Source organism: Saccharopolyspora soli (assembly GCF_022678645.1).
Classification (GTDB): domain Bacteria; phylum Actinomycetota; class Actinomycetes; order Mycobacteriales; family Pseudonocardiaceae; genus Saccharopolyspora; species Saccharopolyspora soli.
Genome location: NZ_JALBWV010000006.1, coordinates 117,058 through 133,292, shown reverse-complemented (window position 1 = coordinate 133,292; position 16,235 = coordinate 117,058). Strand labels below are relative to the sequence as shown.

Genomic DNA, 16,235 nt, shown 5'->3' with positions numbered 1-16,235 from the left:
CCGGTACGGGAGAACCGACTGCGATCAGCGCAGGGTGATTTGGCTGATCTTCCACTGGTCGCCCTGCTTCTCGGCGCTGACCGAGAGCTGGGCCGGGCCGGTGTTGCTCTCACCGGTGTTGGCGCGCATCGCGTGCTGGTCGACGAACAGCAGGAGCTCCGCGCGGTCGTCCTGCAGCCGCGTCACCGCGCTGTTCTTCACGGTCGTGGTGACGATCAACTGCTGCAGCGGGGCCTGCTGCTTGACCACCGCGAACAGGTCGTTGTACCGCTGCACGGCGGGGCCGACGAGCAGATCCCGCGCGGCGTTCTCGGTCTTGGCCGTGTCGTTGAAGTCGTAGGAGAACAGCTTCTCCACCGCATCGGTGATCTGACCGTTGACCTCGCTGGTCGCCCCGGCCGACACCAGCGCCTCGTTGGCCGCCGCCCCGGTGTAGAGCGCGGAGTACCACTGGATGCCGAACCAAGCCGCCAGCGCGGCGAGCACGGCGGTAGCGATCCACAACCCCCAGGTGACGCCGCGCTTCGCCGCAGCGGGCTCCGTCAGACCGACCGCCACCACCGCTGGCTCCGCACCTCCGGTGCTCGCGGGCGCGGCTACGCCGCCCGGCGCTCCGAACGGCTGCGCCGACACCGCGCCGACCTCCGCGGGCTCCGCCCGCTCGGTCTCCGCAAGCTCCGGCTCAGCAGGCTCCGCCCGCCCCGCCTCCGCCCGCTCTGCCGACGCGACCTCCGGCGCTACCTGCTCCGCCCCTTCGCCCTCCGGCTCTGCCGGAGCCGCGACCTCCGGCTGGGGTGCGTCCTTGGGCGTGTCGCGGTTGCGCAGGCCCGCCACCTTCGGGCGGCGGGTGGTGGGTTGGCGGTTCGGGCCGGGGCGGCGATTGCTTGGCACTGGCTGCACTCCTCGAATTGCTTGCGCGTCCCGCCGATCAGCCGACCGGCACAGTGCCGAGCGCGCTGAGCTTCCACTTGTCGCCTTCGCGGGTGAGCTCGGCCTGGTAGCGGTCCTGCTTGTTTGCTGGCTGCTGTCCGTCGATGGTGACCGTGACCTGCACCACCGCGATCATCCGGGCCTTGCCAGCGTGTTCGTCGAGCTCGACGATCCCGGCGTCCAGGATCCGGGCCGTGGTGGTGCTCTTGGCCTGAGCGATCTGGGTCGCGTAGTTCTGCCGCCCCTGCCGGACCTCGTCGCGCAGCGGGCCGGTCGAGTTGTCCTCCCAGCGTTGCAGGCCGCGATTCACGTCCCGGTAGTCCAGGGTGTTGAAGTTGATGACCGCGGCCTGCCCGTCGCGCAGCGCCGCGTCCCGCGCGTTGGCGCGGTCGAGCAGGGAATCGTTGGCGGCCAGTGCCCAGGCGACGCCGAAGAACAGGCAGGCCACCAGGCTCACGGCGAGCAGCACCAGGGCCACGACCGGAAGACGACGCCGCCTGGCGGTTTCGGGATGCATGTCAGGCGTCTCCTCTCCTACTGCCCTGGTGCATTCTGCGCACCGCGCACCGACGTGTCGCTGCCCGGGGGCTCGGCGCAGTGCGCGTTGGTGTTCAGCGGCACCTGGCTGAGGTCGGCGCCGTTGCGGCGCTCGGTCTGTTCGTAGCCCTTGGTGCAGGGCAACGGGTCGAAGACGTTGAGCACCAGCCCGAAGTGCGCCGAGCCGTCGCCGGGCACCACGGTGTTGCTCGCGGTGACCACGGCCGGGTACAGCGTCATGATCTGCTCCAACCCGTCGGTGCGCGTCGACAGGATCTGCGAGGTGGTGGTCAGGTTCGCCAGCAGCGGACCGAGCTGGGTGTTCTCCTGCAGGAACGCGCTGACCTGCTGCGCGGCTGGCGGGGCTCGCTCGATCACGGCGCGCAGATCGCCGTCGGAGCGCTCCAGCGACTCGGACAGCAGCCGCAGGTCCCGGCCGAACGACTTGATCGCCGAACCCTGCTCGTTCTGGGTGGCCAGCACGGTCTTGCCGTCTTCGAGCAGCTGCACCGTCTGCGGCAGGTGCTGCTGCGCCGCGGCGGTGAACTCGCGGCTGGTGTCCAAGATCGTCTGCAGGTGGCCGCCGTTGTCGCGGAACGCGGTGCCCAGCTCGCTGACCACGGTGCGCAGCGAGTCCTCTGGTACCGAGTTGGCGAACGCGTCCAGGTTCGTCATCAGGTTTTCCACCGGCAGCGGCGTGGTCGCGGACTGCTGCGAGATCACCGAGCCGTCCTGCAGGTACGGGCCGTCGTCGCGGTTCGGCCGCAGGTCGACGTACTGCTCACCGACCGCGGACCGGTTGGTCACCACGGCTTGCACGTCCTTGGGGATCTGAGGCGCGCTGGATTCGATGTCCAGCGGCACCTCCACTCCGTTTCCGGTCAGCCGCATGGTGCCGACCCGGCCGACCGGCACGCCGCGGTAGGTGACCTCGGCGTTGTCGAAGACGCCGCCGGTGTCGGCCAGTTGCAGGGTCACCACGTAGCCGCGCGGGCCGAACAGCCGGTCCAGTCCCGCGTAGCGGGCTCCGGCGTAGCTGACGCCCACCAGGGCGATCGCGATGAACGCGACGATCTGCACGCGTACTCGACGGCTCAGCATCAGCGGTCGCCTCCCAGCAACGAGCCCAGCAGGCCGCCGGAGTGCTCGTCCGACTCGGCCGGTGGCTGCGCCGTCTGGTCCGGTGGGGACAGCGGCAGCGGAATCGAGTTCGACAGGCTCGGCAACGGCAGCAGCGGCTGTCGGCTGCGGCCCAGGTTCTCCAGCACGTGGGTGAGGTCCAGGTCGACGTTGGCGTAGAGGTTGGTGTAGTCGCTGTTGCCGATGCCGTCCACGGCGTTGTCCGGGAACGGGAAGGTGACCAGCACCTCCAGCGACTTCGGCAGGCTCTCCCCAGCCGCGGCCAGCTGGTGCAGTGCCGGGGCGAGCTGGTTGAGGTCGTGCACGATGTCGTCGTGGGACTGGTTGACCACGTCGGTCGCGACGCCGGAGAGCTCGTCGAGCGACTGCAACATGGTGACCAGCTGGGTGCGTTGCTCGTTGAGCACCCGCAGGCCGGGCTCCAGGTCGCGCAGCGCGGTGTCGATGCTGCCGCGCTGTTCGTTCAGCCGGGCGCTGAGCCGGTTGATGCTGTCCAACGCGCGGGTGATGTCATCGCGCTGGGCGTCCAGCCCGGCGACGAGTTCGTCCACGTTGGACAGCAGGCTGCGGACGTCGGGCTCGCGACCTTCCAACGCGGCGTTGAGCTCCTTGGTGATGTCCTGCAACTGGGCGACGCCACCGCCGTTGAGCAGCAGGGACAGCGCGCCGAGCACCTCTTCCACCTCGGGGTTTCGACTGGTGCGGTCGAGGCCGATGAGGGCGCCGTCGGCGAGTCGGCCGACCGCGGGCTGCGACTCGGGCGGACCGGCGAGCTCGACGTACTTCTCGCCGAGCAGGCTGGACTGCCGCAGCCGGGCGGTCGCGTTGGCCGGGAGCTTCACGTCGCCGTTGACCTCCACGGTCACCTCGGCCTGCCACGAGTCGGGCGCGAGCCCGATGGTCGACACCCGGCCGACCGGCACGTCGTTGACCCGAACCCCGGCGTTGGGCACCAGGTCCAGCACGTCGGCGAACCGCACCCTGACCTGGTACGGGTGGTCCCCGACATCCGCCCCACCGGGCAGCGGCATGTCGTAAACCCCGCGAGAACCGCACCCGCCGACCACCAGCAGCGCCAGCGCGACGAACGCCGTGGTCGCCTTCCGAAGGGAACGGGGCGATTTCACGCGAAATCGGCGGTCGGCATGCGGGGCGCGTGGCGCGCGAAATCGCCACCAGCCACGTCGCGGCATCACCGGGCACCTCCCGCGGATTGGGCGCTGTCCGTCGTGGACAGCGGGAGCGGCAGCGGTGGCAGGGTGCCCTTCTGCAAGGCGTTGAGGGTCTCCGCCGGAGTCGGCAGCTTGACCGCGCCGTCGAGGATCGGCTGCAACGACGCGCAAGCGTCGCTGACCTCCTTCGGCACCTGCGCCGTGCTGTTCTGCTGCAGCAGCTTGCACACCGACACCAGCGGCGGCTGGTTGAGCTCGTTGATGTTCGCGCGGGTGTCCAGCGTCCCGGACGCACCGTTGTAGGCGTTGTTGAGGTTGCTCAACGCCAGCGGTGCGTTGTTCAGCGACTCGCTGAGCGCCGCCTTCTGCTCCACCAGCACGTTCGCCACCGCGTTGAGCTGGTCCACGTTGGACTTCAGCAGTTCCCGGTTGTCCCGGACGAACGACTCGACCTTGCCCAGCGCGATGGCCAACTCCGCCATCGCCGCGCTCATGTCCTGCCGCTCACCGGCCAGGAACGAACTGACCTGCTGCATCTGCGTGTTGAACCGGCGCACCTGGTCGTCGTTGGCGGCCAGCATCGAGGTGAACTTCTGCAGGTTGTCGACGGTGCTGAACAGCTGCTCGCTGTTGCCGGACAACGTGGTCCCGACTTCGCCGAGGTTGCGGATGGTCTCCGACAGGGCCTGCCCGTTGCCGCCCAGGTTCGCCGCGCCCGTGTTGAGCAGGTCGGTCAGCGCGCCTTGGGCATTCGCCCCGTTCGGCCCCAAGGCCGTGGTGAGGTCGTTGAGGCTGCGGTAGATCTGGTCCAGCTCGACCGGCGTCGCGGTGCGCTCCTTCGGGATCACCGCGCCGTCGGCGAGCTTCGGCCCGCCCTTGTAGACCGGGGTGAGCTGCACGTACCGGTCGCTGACCACGCTCGGCGAGACGGCCACCGCGCCCGCGTCGGCGGGCACGTCGACATCGCGGTCCACGCTCATCACGACCCGCACCAGCTGGCCTTGCGGGACGATCTCGTCGACGGTGCCCACCGGCACCCCGAGGATCCGCACGTCACCGCCGGGGTAGATGCCCACGGCCGCGTTGAAGTAGGCGGTGACCTGCCGTTCGGCGGCGCCGAAGAACAGCCACCACACCCCGACCGTCGCGGCGAGCACGACGACCACCGCGATCGACAGTGCTCGGGTGAGCGAGGGGCGCGCGCTGGTCATGGCTGGCAGCCCTTCTGGTTGATCGGACCGGTGGCAGGCGGCAGCAGGCCGCAGATGTAGGTGTCGAACCAACGGCCGTTGCCCAGCACGTTGGAGAACAGCCGGGTGAACGGCGCGAACATCGCCAGGCTGCGGTTCAGGTTGTCCTGGTTGCGCTGCAACATCTTGGTGACCCGGTCCAACTGTTGCAGGGTCGGGCCGATCTCCGCGGCGTTGTCGTCGACCAGGCCGCTGAGCTGCGCGGACAGCTTGCGGGTGCCGTCCAGCAGTCCGCTGATCGAGTCCCGCCGCGCCTTGATCTCCTGCAACAGCAGGTTGCCGTCGGCCAGCAGCTTCTCGAAGTCGGCGTTGCGGTCGGCGACCGTTTTCGACACCTGCGCGGTGTTGTTCAGCAGTTGCTGCAACTGCTCGTCCCGCGAGGAGATCGTCTCCGACAACCGGGACAGCCCGTCGAGAGCGCCGCTGACCTCACCTGGCGTGTTGGCGAAGGTGTCGGACAGGGTGCGGAAGCTGTCCGCGAGCTGCTTGGTGTCGATCTGGTCCACTGTGGTCGACAGGTCGCTGAACGCCTCGATGACGTCGTAGGGCGACATGGTGCGTTGCAGCGGGATCGGCTCGGACGGCGAGAGCTCCTTGCTGCCCTGCGGATCCAGCGCCAGGTACTTCTGGCCGAGCAGCGTCTTGATCCGGATCGAGGCGGTGGTGTGGTCGCCGAGCCACGCGTCGCTGACCCGGAAGCTGACCAGCACGTGGTCGCCTTCGAGCTCGACGTCGGAAACCGTGCCGACCTTCACCCCGGCGATGCGCACCTCGTTGTCCGCCCGCAGCCCGGCGGCCTCGGTGAACTGCGCGGTGTAGGTGGTGCCGCCGATCAGCGGCAGCCGCTCGAAGTTCAGCGCGAGCAGGAAGATCAGCACCAGGACCACCAGACCGGCGATGCCGATCTTGAGCGGGTCGCGCTGGGAGAATGCGGTCATCGCTGGCACCTCGGCTGGTTCACGGGCACCAACGGCAGCGGCACGTTCGCGCCGCCGACGCCGACCGCGCCGCTGGCCTTGCACATGTAGAAGTTGAACCAGGAACCGTGGCTGGCGGTCCGGGCGATCGTTTCGATCTTGCCGGGCATGTTGCGCAACACCTGTTCGGTGATCACTTCGTTGTCGTTGAGGTTCTGCGACAGCTGGCCGAGGCCGACGATGTCCTCCTGCAGTCCCGGCCGCGCGTCGACCAGCAGTCCGGCGGTGCTGTTGGTCAGCCCGTCCATCGCGGTCACCGCATCGCCGATCGCGTCCCGGTCGGCGGACAGCCCGGACACCACCTGCTGCAACTGGCCGATCAGCTCGGACAGCTGCTGGTCGCGGGCGTTCACCGTGTCCAGCACCCCGTTGAGGTTGTCGATGACCTGCCCGATCACCTGGTCGCGGGAAGCGATCGTGGAGGTCAGCGAGGCGGTGTGGGCCAGCAGGCTCTCCACCGTGCCGCCTTCGCCCTGCAACACCTGGATGATCTCGTAGGACAGCTTGTTCACGTCCTCCGGCGAAAGCGCCTGGAACAGCGGCTTGAACCCACCCAGCAGCACCGTCAGGTCCAGCGCCGGTTTGGTGCGCTGCAAGGGGATCGTGCTGCCCGGAGCCAGGAAGCCGCCGGTGTTGTCCGCGCCCTGTTCCAGCGCGATGTAGCGCTGGCCGACCAGGTTGCGGTACTTGATCGTGGCGGTCACCGAGCTCGGCAGCCGCCGGTCGGAGACGTTGAACCGCACCTCCGCGAACCGCCGGTCGACCAGCTCGATGCTCTCCACCTCGCCGACCTTCACCCCGGAGATGCGCACCTCGTCGCCCTCGTTGAGGTTGGTGACGTCGGTGAACCGGGCGGTGTAGGACTCCGCGGATCGCAGATCCCGGTTGGCGATGGTGAGCACCAGCAACCCGGTGGCCAGCACGGTGACCAGCACGAAGATCAGGAACTTGACCAGTGGCGCGACGATGCTGCGGCCGTTCACCGGTAGCTCACCTCCGCTCCGCGCAGCACGGGCCCGACCAGCAGCGAGCCCCAGTCCGGCACATCCGCGGGATCGCGCCCGAGCGCGGGCGCCAGCAGCATCGCCACCATGTCCCGTTCCGCCGGGGAGTTCACCCACGTCGCGGACTGCGGCGAAGTGCTCGCGGGCTCGCCCGCCGACGGCGGGTTCAGGCCGCTGTCGGAGTGGCGCGACGCCGGCGGTGGCACCGAACCGTCCTTGAACGGCCCGTCCGGCGGGTACTCCGGCACCGGGTCCGGCTGCGGCACGAGGTTGTAGCAGCGCGGTCCGCGCTTGTCGGCGAACTCCGGTTCGTCCTGGTTCGGGACGTACTTGCCGCGGTGCGGGGTGACCTCCAGGGTGATGTGCAGCCCCGGCTCACCCGTGCCCGCGCCGAACGCCTGCCGGATCCGCGGCACGAACTCCGCCATCTCCTGCAGGAAGCACGGGTATTCGGGCGCGTACTTGGCCAGCACGTCCAGCGTCGGTCGCTGCGACTCGCCGAGCTGGATGATGTTCTGCCGGTTGTCCCGCAGGAACGTGGTCAGATCACCGGAGGTGCTGGTCAACTGCCCGGTCAGCGCGGTCAGGTTGGCGCGCTGCGCCACCAGGGTGCGGGCCGTGGTGCTGAAGTTGTCCAGCGCCTCCAGCACGTCCGGGGCGGCCTGCTCGTAGGTCTGGGCGACGCCGACCAACTCCTGCAGGTTCTGCTGCAAGTCCGGAACCGACGGGTTGAGCCCGTCCAGATAGGTGTTCAGCTGCGACAGCGTCTCGCCGAGCGGCTTGCCGCGCCCGGCCAACGCCTGGTCCAGCGCGTTCAGCGTCACCGCCAAGTCGTCCGGGTGCACCGCCTGCAGCACCGGCATCGTGTCGGCCAGCACCTTCTCCAGCTCGATGCCCGCGCGGGTTCGGTCCTGCTCGATCACGTCACCGGAGGCCAGCGGCGTCGACGCGGCCTGCTCCGGCAATTCCAGCGACACGTAGCGCTCGCCGAACAGGGTGCGCGGCAGCAGCCGCGCCGACACGTTCGACGGCAGCTGCTCGGCCCGATCCGGGTCCAGCGCCAGACGCAGCTCGGCACCGTCCCCTGTGGACGTGACGCTCACCACCCGGCCGACGACCATGCCGCGCACCTTGACGTCCGACTCGGGCAACAGCTGGTTCCCGGTCGACGCGGCCTTCAGCAAAACGTCCACGCTGGACGCGAAAGCCTTCTGGTAGATCGCCACTGTGAGGCTGATGAACAACGCGATGCACAGCAGGAACGCAACGCCGAGCGCGCGGCGCCGCAGTGTCGTGGTCAACGCACCTCGGGTACTCATCCGGTGATCCGAACCGTCGTCGTGGTGCCCCAGATCGCGAGGCTGAGGAAGAAGTCGAGCAGTGCGGTGGTCACGATCGCGGTCCGCACCGCGCGGCCCACCGCGACGCCGACCCCGGCCGGGCCGCCGCTGGCGCGGTAGCCGTAGTAGCAGTGCGTCATGATCACCACCACGCTGAAGACCAGCACCTTCCCGAAGGACCACAGCACGTCCTCGGGCGGCAGGAACAGGTTGAAGTAGTGGTCGTAGGTGCCCGCCGACTGGCCGTAGATGTAGATCGTGACCCCGCGGGCGGCGATGTAGGACGTCAGCAGACCGAGCACGTACAGCGGGATGACCGCGATGAACCCGGCGATCACCCGAGTGGTCACCAGGTACGGCAAGCTCGGCACGCCCATGACTTCCAACGCGTCGATCTCGTCGGAGATCCGCATCGCCCCCAACTGCGCGGTGAAGCCGGAACCGACCGTCGCGGACAGCGCGAGCCCGGCCACCAGCGGTGCGATCTCGCGGGTGTTGAAGTACGCGGAGACGAACCCGGCGAACGCCGAGGTGCCGATCTGGTCCAGCGCGGCGAAGCCTTGCAATCCGACGACGGTGCCGGTGAACAGGGTCAGGCCGATCATCACGCCGACCGTGCCGCCGATCACCGCCAGCGCGCCGCTGCCGAAGCTCACCTCGGCGAGCAGCCGCAGCGTTTCCTTGGCGTAGCGGGTGATCGCCCGCGGAATCCAGGCCACCGACCGCAGGTAGAACGACATCTGGTCGCCCAGGTCGTCCAACAGCTCCAACGGCCGCCGGGCCGCGCGCCTAGCGCGCTGCGAGATCGTCACCATGGTCGCATTTCCGCTGTCTTTGAAGCGGCGAAGCCGCTTAGCCCACCCTCGCAGCTGGCACCGCCGCGGGTTCTCAGACGTCGCCCTCGCGAGGACAGCCCCAGTGCCGTGTATTGGACATACATAAGTCGGGGATCCCGCAGCCGAGGCGGCGTCTGAGGTTCCGCCACCCGCACCGCTACGCAAAACGAGTCTGGAAACAGGCTTTTGGACATGTCACATTCCCTTGGGCGGCACTAGCTGGAGGTAGAGCGTGGTGAGGACGAAGTTCACCGCGAACAGCAGCAGGAAGGTGATCACCACCGACTGGTTCACGGCGTCCCCGACACCCTTCGGCCCCGGCGGCGGGTGCAACCCCCGGTAGGCCGCCACCACCCCCGCCAGGAAGCCGAAGATCACCGCCTTCAGCTCGCTGATCCAAATGTCCGGCAGCTGCGCCAACGCGTTGAAGCTCGCCATGTACGCGCCGGGCGTGCCGTCCTGCATGATCACGTTGAACGTGTAACCGCCCATCACGCCAACCACGCTGACCATGCCGTTGAGCAGTAGCGCCACCAGCATCGCGGCCAACACCCGCGGCACCACCAGCCGCTGGATCGGCGAGACGCCCAGCACCTCCATCGCGTCGATCTCGTCGCGGATCTTGCGGGAACCCAGGTCCGCGCAGATCGCCGAGCCACCGGCCCCGGCGATCAGCAACGCGGTGACGATCGGGCTGGCCTGCTGGATGATCGCCAGCACGCTGGCCGCGCCGGTGAACGACTGCGCACCGATCTGCCTGGTCAGCGAGCCCAGCTGGAGCGCGATCACCGCGCCGAAGGGGATGGACACCAGCGCCGTCGGCAGGATCGTCACGCTGGCGATGAACCAGCACTGCTGGATGAACTCGCGGATCTGGAACGGTCGGCTGGGCATCGCGCGGACCACGTCCAGCGCCAGGGCGAACAGCCGACCGGTCTCGCGCAGCCCGCCCGCACCCGGAAACCGCGCCTGATGAGGAGGAGCGCTCACCGCTCACCCCGCTTGCGGCCGAACCAGCGACGTCGTGGTTCACCGGCTTCCTGCTCGGCCCCGCCAGACCACGGCGGTTGCTCCGGAGTCCGTTCCGGCTGCCTCGGCCGCGGCGACGGGCGCACCGGCTGCGGAAGGTTCGCCGCGCGCACCGGCTCGGTCCGCTGCGGCCAGGATCCGGTTGCCGGTGCGGCGAGGCCGTAGAGCGCCAGCTCGTCGGGGGTCAGCGTCTTCATGATCTCCTGCTGCGCGGCCGGGGCCAGCGTGCGCAACTGCCGCAGCACGCGATCCTTGCGGCGCCGCACCGCGGCCCGCTCCGGCAGTCCTGCGGTGACCTCCAGCTGCGGCATGATGTGCGGCACGCCGAGATCGGCATCGCGCAGTTGTGCCAGCTCAGCAGCGGCCTGTCCGGCGTCCTTCTCCTCGCTCATCCCGATCGGCCCCTGGGGACGTCCGTTGAGGAACTGCTCCACCACCGGCTCGGTCGAGGTCAGCAACACCTCGCGCGGCCCGAACGTCACCAGGTTTCGGCTGAACAGCATGCCGATGTTGTCCGGCACGGTCCGCGCGGTGTTGATGTCGTGCGTGACGATCAAGAAAGTCGCGTCGATCTGCGCGTTCAGATCGACGATCAACTGGTTCAGCAATGCGGTGCGCACCGGGTCGAGTCCGGAATCCGGCTCGTCGAACAAAATGATCTCCGGATCCAGCACCAACGCGCGAGCCAACCCGGCCCGTTTGCGCATCCCGCCGGAAATCTCGCCGGGCAGCTTCTCCTCAGCGCCGATGAGCCCGACCATCTCCATCTTCTCCAGCACCACGGAGCGGATCTCGGACTCGCTCTTGCGGGTGTGCTCGCGAAGCGGAAAGGCGATGTTGTCAAACAGGTTCATCGAACCGAACAGCGCGCCGTCCTGGAACAGCACGCCGAAGAGCTTGCGGATCTCGTAGAGCTTCTGTTCCGAACAGGTGCAGATGTCCACCCCGTTGATGACCACCTCGCCCTGGTCCGGCTTCAGCAGGCCGACCAACGACTTCAGGAACACCGACTTCCCGGTGCCGGAAGGCCCCAGCAGCACGCTGATCTCGCCGGGAGGAAGTGTCAGCGTGACGTCCCGCCAGATGGTCTGCGCGCCGAAGGACTTCGACAGTCCGTCGACGACCACCTCGACGCCCATCCGAACCTCCGCGTTCCTCGATTTCACCCGACCGGGTCGTCCCCGGAAAGGCAGCCTGGCACATGTGACGCGCTCAACGAAGACCAGCAGCGTCACACCTGTGCAACGACGCCGACGCGGACGGGTTACTCGTCAGTTCACCCGGATTTCGCAGGTCAACAAGATTTGTCCGATAAAAGCGATTCAACTCATTCCCGGAAAGCGAAAAGGCGGGTACCCGCGACTGCGAGTACCCGCCTTTACACGGTGAGTCAGGATAAACGGGAGTGCCGCGTCCACCGGTGGTGAACTGCACCAGATGTCAGATAAGCGGCGCTCTTTCCCGCCTGGGCGGGTTGATCATCCGACCCGCCTACCCCGCACAACTCACTTCAGGGAGACGGAAGCGCCGGACTCCTCCAGCTTGGCCTTGGCCTCGTTGGCCTTCTCCTTGTCGACCTTCTCCAGGATCGGCTTCGGGGCGCCCTCGACGAGCTCCTTGGCCTCCTTCAGACCCAGGCCCGAGACGATCTCGCGGACGACCTTGATGACCTGGATCTTCTTGTCACCAGCGCCTTCGAGGATGACGTCGAACTCGTCCTGCTCCTCGGCAGCCGGAGCCGCAGCGGCGGCCGGACCGGCCACGACCGCGGCCGGAGCGGCGGCGGTGACGTCGAAGGTGTCCTCGAACTGCTTCACGAACTCCGACAGCTCCAGGAGGGTCATCTCCTTGAAGACGTCCAACAGCTCTTCGTTGCTCAGCTTCGCCACGACGGCGTTCCTTTCCGTTCGGTACCCGGCCACCGACGGTGTCCGGGCGGGGAGTTTCTGCGACCGACAACCGTGTCCACGTGGGACTCAGGCGTCGGTTTCGCCGCCCTTCTTCTCCTGCAGAGCGGCAGCCAACCGAGCCATCTGGGACGCCGGCGCGGCGAACAGCGCGGCAGCCTGGCCCATCTTGGCCTTCATGGCCCCGGCCAACTTGGACAGGGTGACCTCGCGGGAGTCGAGGTCGGCGATGCTCTCGACCTCGGACACGGACAGCGCGCGGCCGTCCATGTAACCGCCCTTGATCACCAGGGCCTTGTTTTCCTTGGCGAAATCGCGCAGCGCCTTGGCCGCGTCGACCGGCTCGCCCTCGACGAAGGCAATCGCGGTCGGGCCGACGAACAGGTCGTCGAGTCCCTCGACGCCGGATTGCTCGGCGGCACGCTTGACCAGCGTGTTCTTCGCGACACGGTACGTCGCGCCCGCACCGAGGGCATGGCGCAGCTCAGACAGCTGCGCCATGGACAGCCCGCGGTACTCGGTCACGAGCGCAGCGGTCGAGGTGTTGAACCGGCCCGCGATCTCGGTGACCGCATCGACCTTGTCGGGCCTCGCCATGTCGCCTCCTCTCTATTTCCGACTGTGATCCGCATCCAGTCGGTCCTGAGACGACAAAACGCCCCGGCGCAGCAAGCACGGGGCGTCAAGATCATGAGCGCGGCGCGCGCACGAGTAGCCTCGTCCCTCCTGCGCGGGCCGCCCGCATCTCACGGGACCTTAGTTCTCCCCGCCCCACACGGGACGCGGAGAAGACCAGCGGTCTTGGGTGGAACCTCGACCAGGATACGCGACGCGCCCCGGAGCATCCCAAGCACCCCACCTGAACAGCACCGGAAGCCAGAGCAGCGGAATTCCCGCCGTCCGCGCCGCCGAGCTGGACCACCAACCGGGATCACCGATGGTGACCTCGCTGGCACGGCCGGGCATCATGTGGGGCGTGGCTGATCAGAACGAGTCGCCCCGACCGCAACCCGGTGCGAATCTGCCCGAGAGCACGCGACCGGCGGAGATCGTCGACGCCGAGGTCGTGGAAAGCGAGGTGGTCGACAAGCCAACATCGGCGACTCCTCCGCAGCAGCCCAGCGACGAAGAGGAATTCCGCCAGTACCAGCAATTCCTGGAATTCCAACGCTTCCGCGAATGGCAACAGTCCCAGGGCGGCGACGTGGTGGCACCACCACCGACCGCACCCCCTGCGGCGCAACCGAAAAAACCCTGGTGGAAACGGGCCTTGTGGCTGCTGCGGTTCAAGCTGGTCCGACGGCTGATCTACCTGCTGCTCGCGCTGTTGCTGATCCCGTACGCGATCGACTACTACTTCAGCGGCGGCGACAGCAACTCGGGTGGCGGCACTGGCACCGGCGGCGTCCCGGCGGACTCGGTACCGGTGAAATCGACGAATCCGCAGCAAGCGGTGCGCGGTGTCTACAACTGGCTGCGCGGAGCAAATCCGGAACGGGCGTGCGAAATGTTCGACGCCGCGGGCAAGTCCGGCTTCGCCGCCGCCCACCAAGCCCCGGATTGCACCACAGCGGCCAACCAGGTGCACGCCCAGATCACGGATCCGAACGCCTACGCGAACCCGAATTTCGGCCACGACGCGGTGACGATCGTCGGCACCGAAGCCCAGGTCCTGGGCTGCCGCATGCAAGTAAGCGGCGGACCCCTGCTCGGGAGCTTCAGACTCACCCAACAACCCGACGGAGGCTGGACGATCAGCGCCTACAACCTCCAGACCCCCAGCTGCGGCTGACCGCTGGGTGGTCGCTGAACCACTCACACGTGAGAGGGCGGGCCACTCCGGGGGAGCGGCCCGCCCTCTCAGCGGAACTTCGCGTCGTCAGGCCGAGGCCGTCAGACCGCGGGTGATGGCCGGGTCCACCGGGATGCCCGGTCCCATCGTCGTCGTGAAGGTGACCTTCTTCAGGTACCGACCCTTCGACGCCGACGGCTTGGCGCGCAGGACCTCGTCCAGCGCAGCCGCGTAGTTCTCCACCAGCTTCTCGGTGTCGAAGGACACCTTGCCGATGATGAAGTGCAGATTGGCCTGCTTGTCGACCCGGAAGTTGATCTTGCCGCCCTTGATGTCCGCGATCGCCTTGCTGACGTTCGGGGTGACGGTGCCGGTCTTCGGGTTCGGCATCAGGCCGCGCGGACCGAGCACCCGCGCGATCTTGCCGACCTTGGCCATCTGGTCCGGGGTGGCGATCGCCGCGTCGAAATCGAGCCAGCCGCCCTGAATGCGCTCGATCAGGTCCTCGGAACCAACCGCGTCCGCCCCGGCGGCCTCGGCCTCAGCGGCCTTGTCACCGACGGCGAACACGATGACGCGGGCAGTCTTGCCAGTGCCGTGCGGCAGGTTCACGGTGCCGCGGACCATCTGGTCTGCCTTGCGGGGGTCAACACCCAACCGCAGCGCCACCTCGACGGTGGCGTCCATCTTGGCCTTGGAGGTCTTCTTGGCCAGTTCGGCGGCTTCCAGCGGCGCGTACAGCCGCGATTTGTCGATCAGCTCGGCCGCCTGCTGGTATGCCTTGCTGCGCTTTGCCATTTCTGTCCTATCGCAGGTGGATCAGTTGTGGTTGGTTGGGCTGCGCTGGAGCCCTCCCACACTTCTCGGTGTTTCGGTTCAGCCCTCGACCGTCAGGCCCATCGACCGCGCGGTACCCGCGATGATCTTGGCCGCCTGGTCGATGTCGTTGGCGTTGAGGTCCGCCATCTTGGTCTGCGCGATCTCGCGGACCTGGTCCATGGAGACCTTGCCGACCTTGGTCTTGTGCGGCTCACCGCTGCCCTTGGCCACACCGGCTGCCTTGAGCAGCAGCTTGGCGGCTGGCGGGGTCTTCAGCGCGAAGCTGAAGGAGCGGTCTTCGAACACGGAGATCTCGACCGGCACGACGTTGCCACGCTGGTTCTCCGTGGCGGCGTTGTACGCCTTGCAGAACTCCATGATGTTGACGCCGTGCTGACCCAGCGCCGGGCCGACCGGCGGGGCCGGGTTGGCCTGGCCCGCCTGGATCTGCAGCTTGATGATCGCTGCCAGCTTCTTCTTCTTGGGCGGCATGTTTGCTTCCTGTGTCTTCGCTATCCGGTTGCCCGGCCCCGCCTATTGGCGGAGCCGAATCTGGCGAGACCACGAAACGGTGGCATCGCCCGCTCCTGCGCGTGGGTCCTGCCAGATCCGCGCGCAGCCGCCGCGCTCCCGCACCGGGGAGACGGTCAGATCTTGGAAACCTGGTTGAACGACAGCTCAACCGGTGTTTCGCGGCCGAAGATCGACACCAGCACCTTGAGCTTCTGGGCGTCCGGGTTGACCTCGTTGATCGTCGCAGGCAGGGTCGCGAACGGGCCGTCCATCACGGTGACGGACTCGCCGACCTCGAAGTCGACCTCCACCGCAGGCTTGGCAGCGGCCTGCGCGGCGGTCTTCTTGCCAGCCTCGGCCTTCTTCTCCTCGACCTGCGGGGCCAGGAACTTCAGCACCTCGTCGATGGTCAGCGGCGACGGCTTGGAGGTGGCGCCGACGAAGCCGGTGACACCCGGCGTGTTGCGCACCGCGCTCCAGGACGCGTCGTTGAGTTCCATCCGCACCAGGATGTAGCCGGGCAGCACCTTGCGCTGCACCAGCTTGCGCTGGCCGTTCTTGATCTCGGTGACCTCTTCGGTCGGCACCTCGACCTGGAAGATGTAGTCCTCGACGTCGAGCGTCTGGGCCCGCGTTTCGAGGTTGGTCTTGACCTTGTTCTCGTAGCCCGCGTAGGAGTGCACGACGTACCAGTCGCCTGGGGCGCGACGCAGCGCGGCGCGCAGCTCCTCGACCGGATCGGGCTCGGCGGCCGCCTCGTCGGCTTCGCCGCTCTCGCTGTCGATCTCGGCCGACACCTCGGTCTCGTCGGCCGCACCGGTGTCCTCGCCGGAGTCGGCGCCGTCCGCGGAATCGACTGCGTCGACCGAGTCCGCGGTCGCCTCGGCCTGTTCGGCCTCGGGCAGCACCTGCTCGTCGGTGAGGCCGGTGGATTCCTGACCCTCGTGGGAGGTCACAGTCGGTCTCGCTTCCTCTCGTGCGTTGCGTGC

The 16,235-nt window shown here is 68.0% G+C and carries 17 protein-coding genes; 1 reads left to right on the top strand and 16 read right to left on the bottom strand.

Annotated features, from left to right (window positions below):
• Positions 1-24: 24 nt before the first annotated feature.
• The 13 genes from MOQ72_RS06680 to rplJ all read right to left on the bottom strand — a co-directional run bounded on the left by MOQ72_RS06680 (position 25) and on the right by rplJ (position 12,719).
• Positions 25-891, bottom strand: coding sequence for a hypothetical protein (locus MOQ72_RS06680; protein WP_242181212.1), 867 nt, complete (start codon positions 889-891; stop codon positions 25-27).
• A gap of 37 nt (positions 892-928) precedes the next feature.
• Positions 929-1,447, bottom strand: coding sequence for an Rv1363c family protein (locus MOQ72_RS06675; protein ID WP_242181210.1), 519 nt, complete (start codon positions 1,445-1,447; stop codon positions 929-931).
• 17 nt (positions 1,448-1,464) lie between these two features.
• Positions 1,465-2,568: an MlaD family protein gene (locus MOQ72_RS06670; RefSeq protein ID WP_242181207.1), complete on the bottom strand. Its 1,104-nt coding sequence runs from the start codon at positions 2,566-2,568 to the stop codon at positions 1,465-1,467.
• On the bottom strand, positions 2,568-3,734 hold the full coding sequence (locus MOQ72_RS06665; protein ID WP_308197852.1) for an MCE family protein: 1,167 nt from the start codon (positions 3,732-3,734) through the stop codon (positions 2,568-2,570). The genes MOQ72_RS06670 and MOQ72_RS06665 overlap by 1 nt, the downstream gene beginning before the upstream one ends.
• Before the next feature lie 65 nt (positions 3,735-3,799).
• On the bottom strand, positions 3,800-4,990 hold the full coding sequence (locus MOQ72_RS06660; protein WP_242181205.1) for an MCE family protein: 1,191 nt from the start codon (positions 4,988-4,990) through the stop codon (positions 3,800-3,802).
• Entirely contained in the window at positions 4,987-5,967 is a 981-nt protein-coding gene (locus tag MOQ72_RS06655) for an MCE family protein (RefSeq protein WP_242181203.1), read from the bottom strand. The genes MOQ72_RS06660 and MOQ72_RS06655 overlap by 4 nt, the downstream gene beginning before the upstream one ends.
• Positions 5,964-6,989 carry an MCE family protein gene (locus MOQ72_RS06650; RefSeq protein WP_242181201.1) on the bottom strand — a complete coding sequence of 342 codons (1,026 nt, stop codon included), beginning with the start codon at positions 6,987-6,989 and terminating at the stop codon, positions 5,964-5,966. Before MOQ72_RS06650 ends, MOQ72_RS06655 begins: the two co-directional genes overlap by 4 nt.
• A complete protein-coding gene (locus tag MOQ72_RS06645; RefSeq protein ID WP_242181199.1) occupies positions 6,986-8,329 on the bottom strand; it encodes an MCE family protein in 1,344 nt (447 codons plus the stop codon). The genes MOQ72_RS06650 and MOQ72_RS06645 overlap by 4 nt, the downstream gene beginning before the upstream one ends.
• Positions 8,326-9,165, bottom strand: a complete 840-nt coding sequence (locus MOQ72_RS06640; RefSeq protein WP_242181197.1) for an MlaE family ABC transporter permease — start codon at positions 9,163-9,165, stop codon at positions 8,326-8,328. Before MOQ72_RS06640 ends, MOQ72_RS06645 begins: the two co-directional genes overlap by 4 nt.
• Before the next feature lie 216 nt (positions 9,166-9,381).
• A complete protein-coding gene (locus MOQ72_RS06635; protein WP_242181195.1) occupies positions 9,382-10,176 on the bottom strand; it encodes an MlaE family ABC transporter permease in 795 nt (264 codons plus the stop codon).
• A complete protein-coding gene (locus MOQ72_RS06630) occupies positions 10,173-11,354 on the bottom strand; it encodes an ABC transporter ATP-binding protein (protein WP_242181192.1) in 1,182 nt (393 codons plus the stop codon). Before MOQ72_RS06630 ends, MOQ72_RS06635 begins: the two co-directional genes overlap by 4 nt.
• Before the next feature lie 366 nt (positions 11,355-11,720).
• The gene (rplL, locus tag MOQ72_RS06625; protein WP_242181190.1) at positions 11,721-12,104 is read right to left on the bottom strand and encodes a 50S ribosomal protein L7/L12; all 384 of its coding nucleotides are present in this window, start codon (positions 12,102-12,104) and stop codon (positions 11,721-11,723) included.
• A gap of 87 nt (positions 12,105-12,191) precedes the next feature.
• On the bottom strand, positions 12,192-12,719 hold the full coding sequence (gene rplJ, locus MOQ72_RS06620) for a 50S ribosomal protein L10 (RefSeq protein WP_242181189.1): 528 nt from the start codon (positions 12,717-12,719) through the stop codon (positions 12,192-12,194).
• Between the two features lie 370 nt (positions 12,720-13,089).
• Between rplJ and MOQ72_RS06615 the strand changes: the two genes are divergently transcribed.
• Positions 13,090-13,914 carry a hypothetical protein gene (locus tag MOQ72_RS06615; protein ID WP_242181327.1) on the top strand — a complete coding sequence of 275 codons (825 nt, stop codon included), beginning with the start codon at positions 13,090-13,092 and terminating at the stop codon, positions 13,912-13,914.
• An 87-nt stretch (positions 13,915-14,001) separates the two neighbouring features.
• On the opposite strand, the gene rplA is transcribed toward MOQ72_RS06615, so the two are convergent.
• From rplA to nusG, 3 genes are all read right to left on the bottom strand, one after another.
• A complete protein-coding gene (gene rplA, locus MOQ72_RS06610; RefSeq protein WP_242181186.1) occupies positions 14,002-14,712 on the bottom strand; it encodes a 50S ribosomal protein L1 in 711 nt (236 codons plus the stop codon).
• A gap of 78 nt (positions 14,713-14,790) precedes the next feature.
• Positions 14,791-15,225, bottom strand: coding sequence for a 50S ribosomal protein L11 (gene rplK, locus MOQ72_RS06605; protein ID WP_010315507.1), 435 nt, complete (start codon positions 15,223-15,225; stop codon positions 14,791-14,793).
• A gap of 155 nt (positions 15,226-15,380) precedes the next feature.
• Positions 15,381-16,202, bottom strand: a complete 822-nt coding sequence (gene nusG, locus MOQ72_RS06600) for a transcription termination/antitermination protein NusG (RefSeq protein ID WP_242181184.1) — start codon at positions 16,200-16,202, stop codon at positions 15,381-15,383.
• Positions 16,203-16,235: the final 33 nt, after the last annotated feature.

Coding starts and splice junctions, on each gene's coding strand:
- MOQ72_RS06675 (WP_242181210.1), bottom strand. CDS start 1,447: ATGCATCCCGAAACCGCCAGGCGGCGTCGTCTTCCGGTCGTGGCCCTG.
- MOQ72_RS06670 (WP_242181207.1), bottom strand. CDS start 2,568: ATGCTGAGCCGTCGAGTACGCGTGCAGATCGTCGCGTTCATCGCGATC.
- MOQ72_RS06660 (WP_242181205.1), bottom strand. CDS start 4,990: ATGACCAGCGCGCGCCCCTCGCTCACCCGAGCACTGTCGATCGCGGTG.
- MOQ72_RS06655 (WP_242181203.1), bottom strand. CDS start 5,967: ATGACCGCATTCTCCCAGCGCGACCCGCTCAAGATCGGCATCGCCGGT.
- MOQ72_RS06645 (WP_242181199.1), bottom strand. CDS start 8,329: ATGAGTACCCGAGGTGCGTTGACCACGACACTGCGGCGCCGCGCGCTC.
- MOQ72_RS06640 (WP_242181197.1), bottom strand. CDS start 9,165: ATGGTGACGATCTCGCAGCGCGCTAGGCGCGCGGCCCGGCGGCCGTTG.
- MOQ72_RS06630 (WP_242181192.1), bottom strand. CDS start 11,354: ATGGGCGTCGAGGTGGTCGTCGACGGACTGTCGAAGTCCTTCGGCGCG.
- rplJ (WP_242181189.1), bottom strand. CDS start 12,719: ATGGCGAGGCCCGACAAGGTCGATGCGGTCACCGAGATCGCGGGCCGG.
- MOQ72_RS06615 (WP_242181327.1), top strand. CDS start 13,090: ATGTGGGGCGTGGCTGATCAGAACGAGTCGCCCCGACCGCAACCCGGT.
- rplA (WP_242181186.1), bottom strand. CDS start 14,712: ATGGCAAAGCGCAGCAAGGCATACCAGCAGGCGGCCGAGCTGATCGAC.
- rplK (WP_010315507.1), bottom strand. CDS start 15,225: ATGCCGCCCAAGAAGAAGAAGCTGGCAGCGATCATCAAGCTGCAGATC.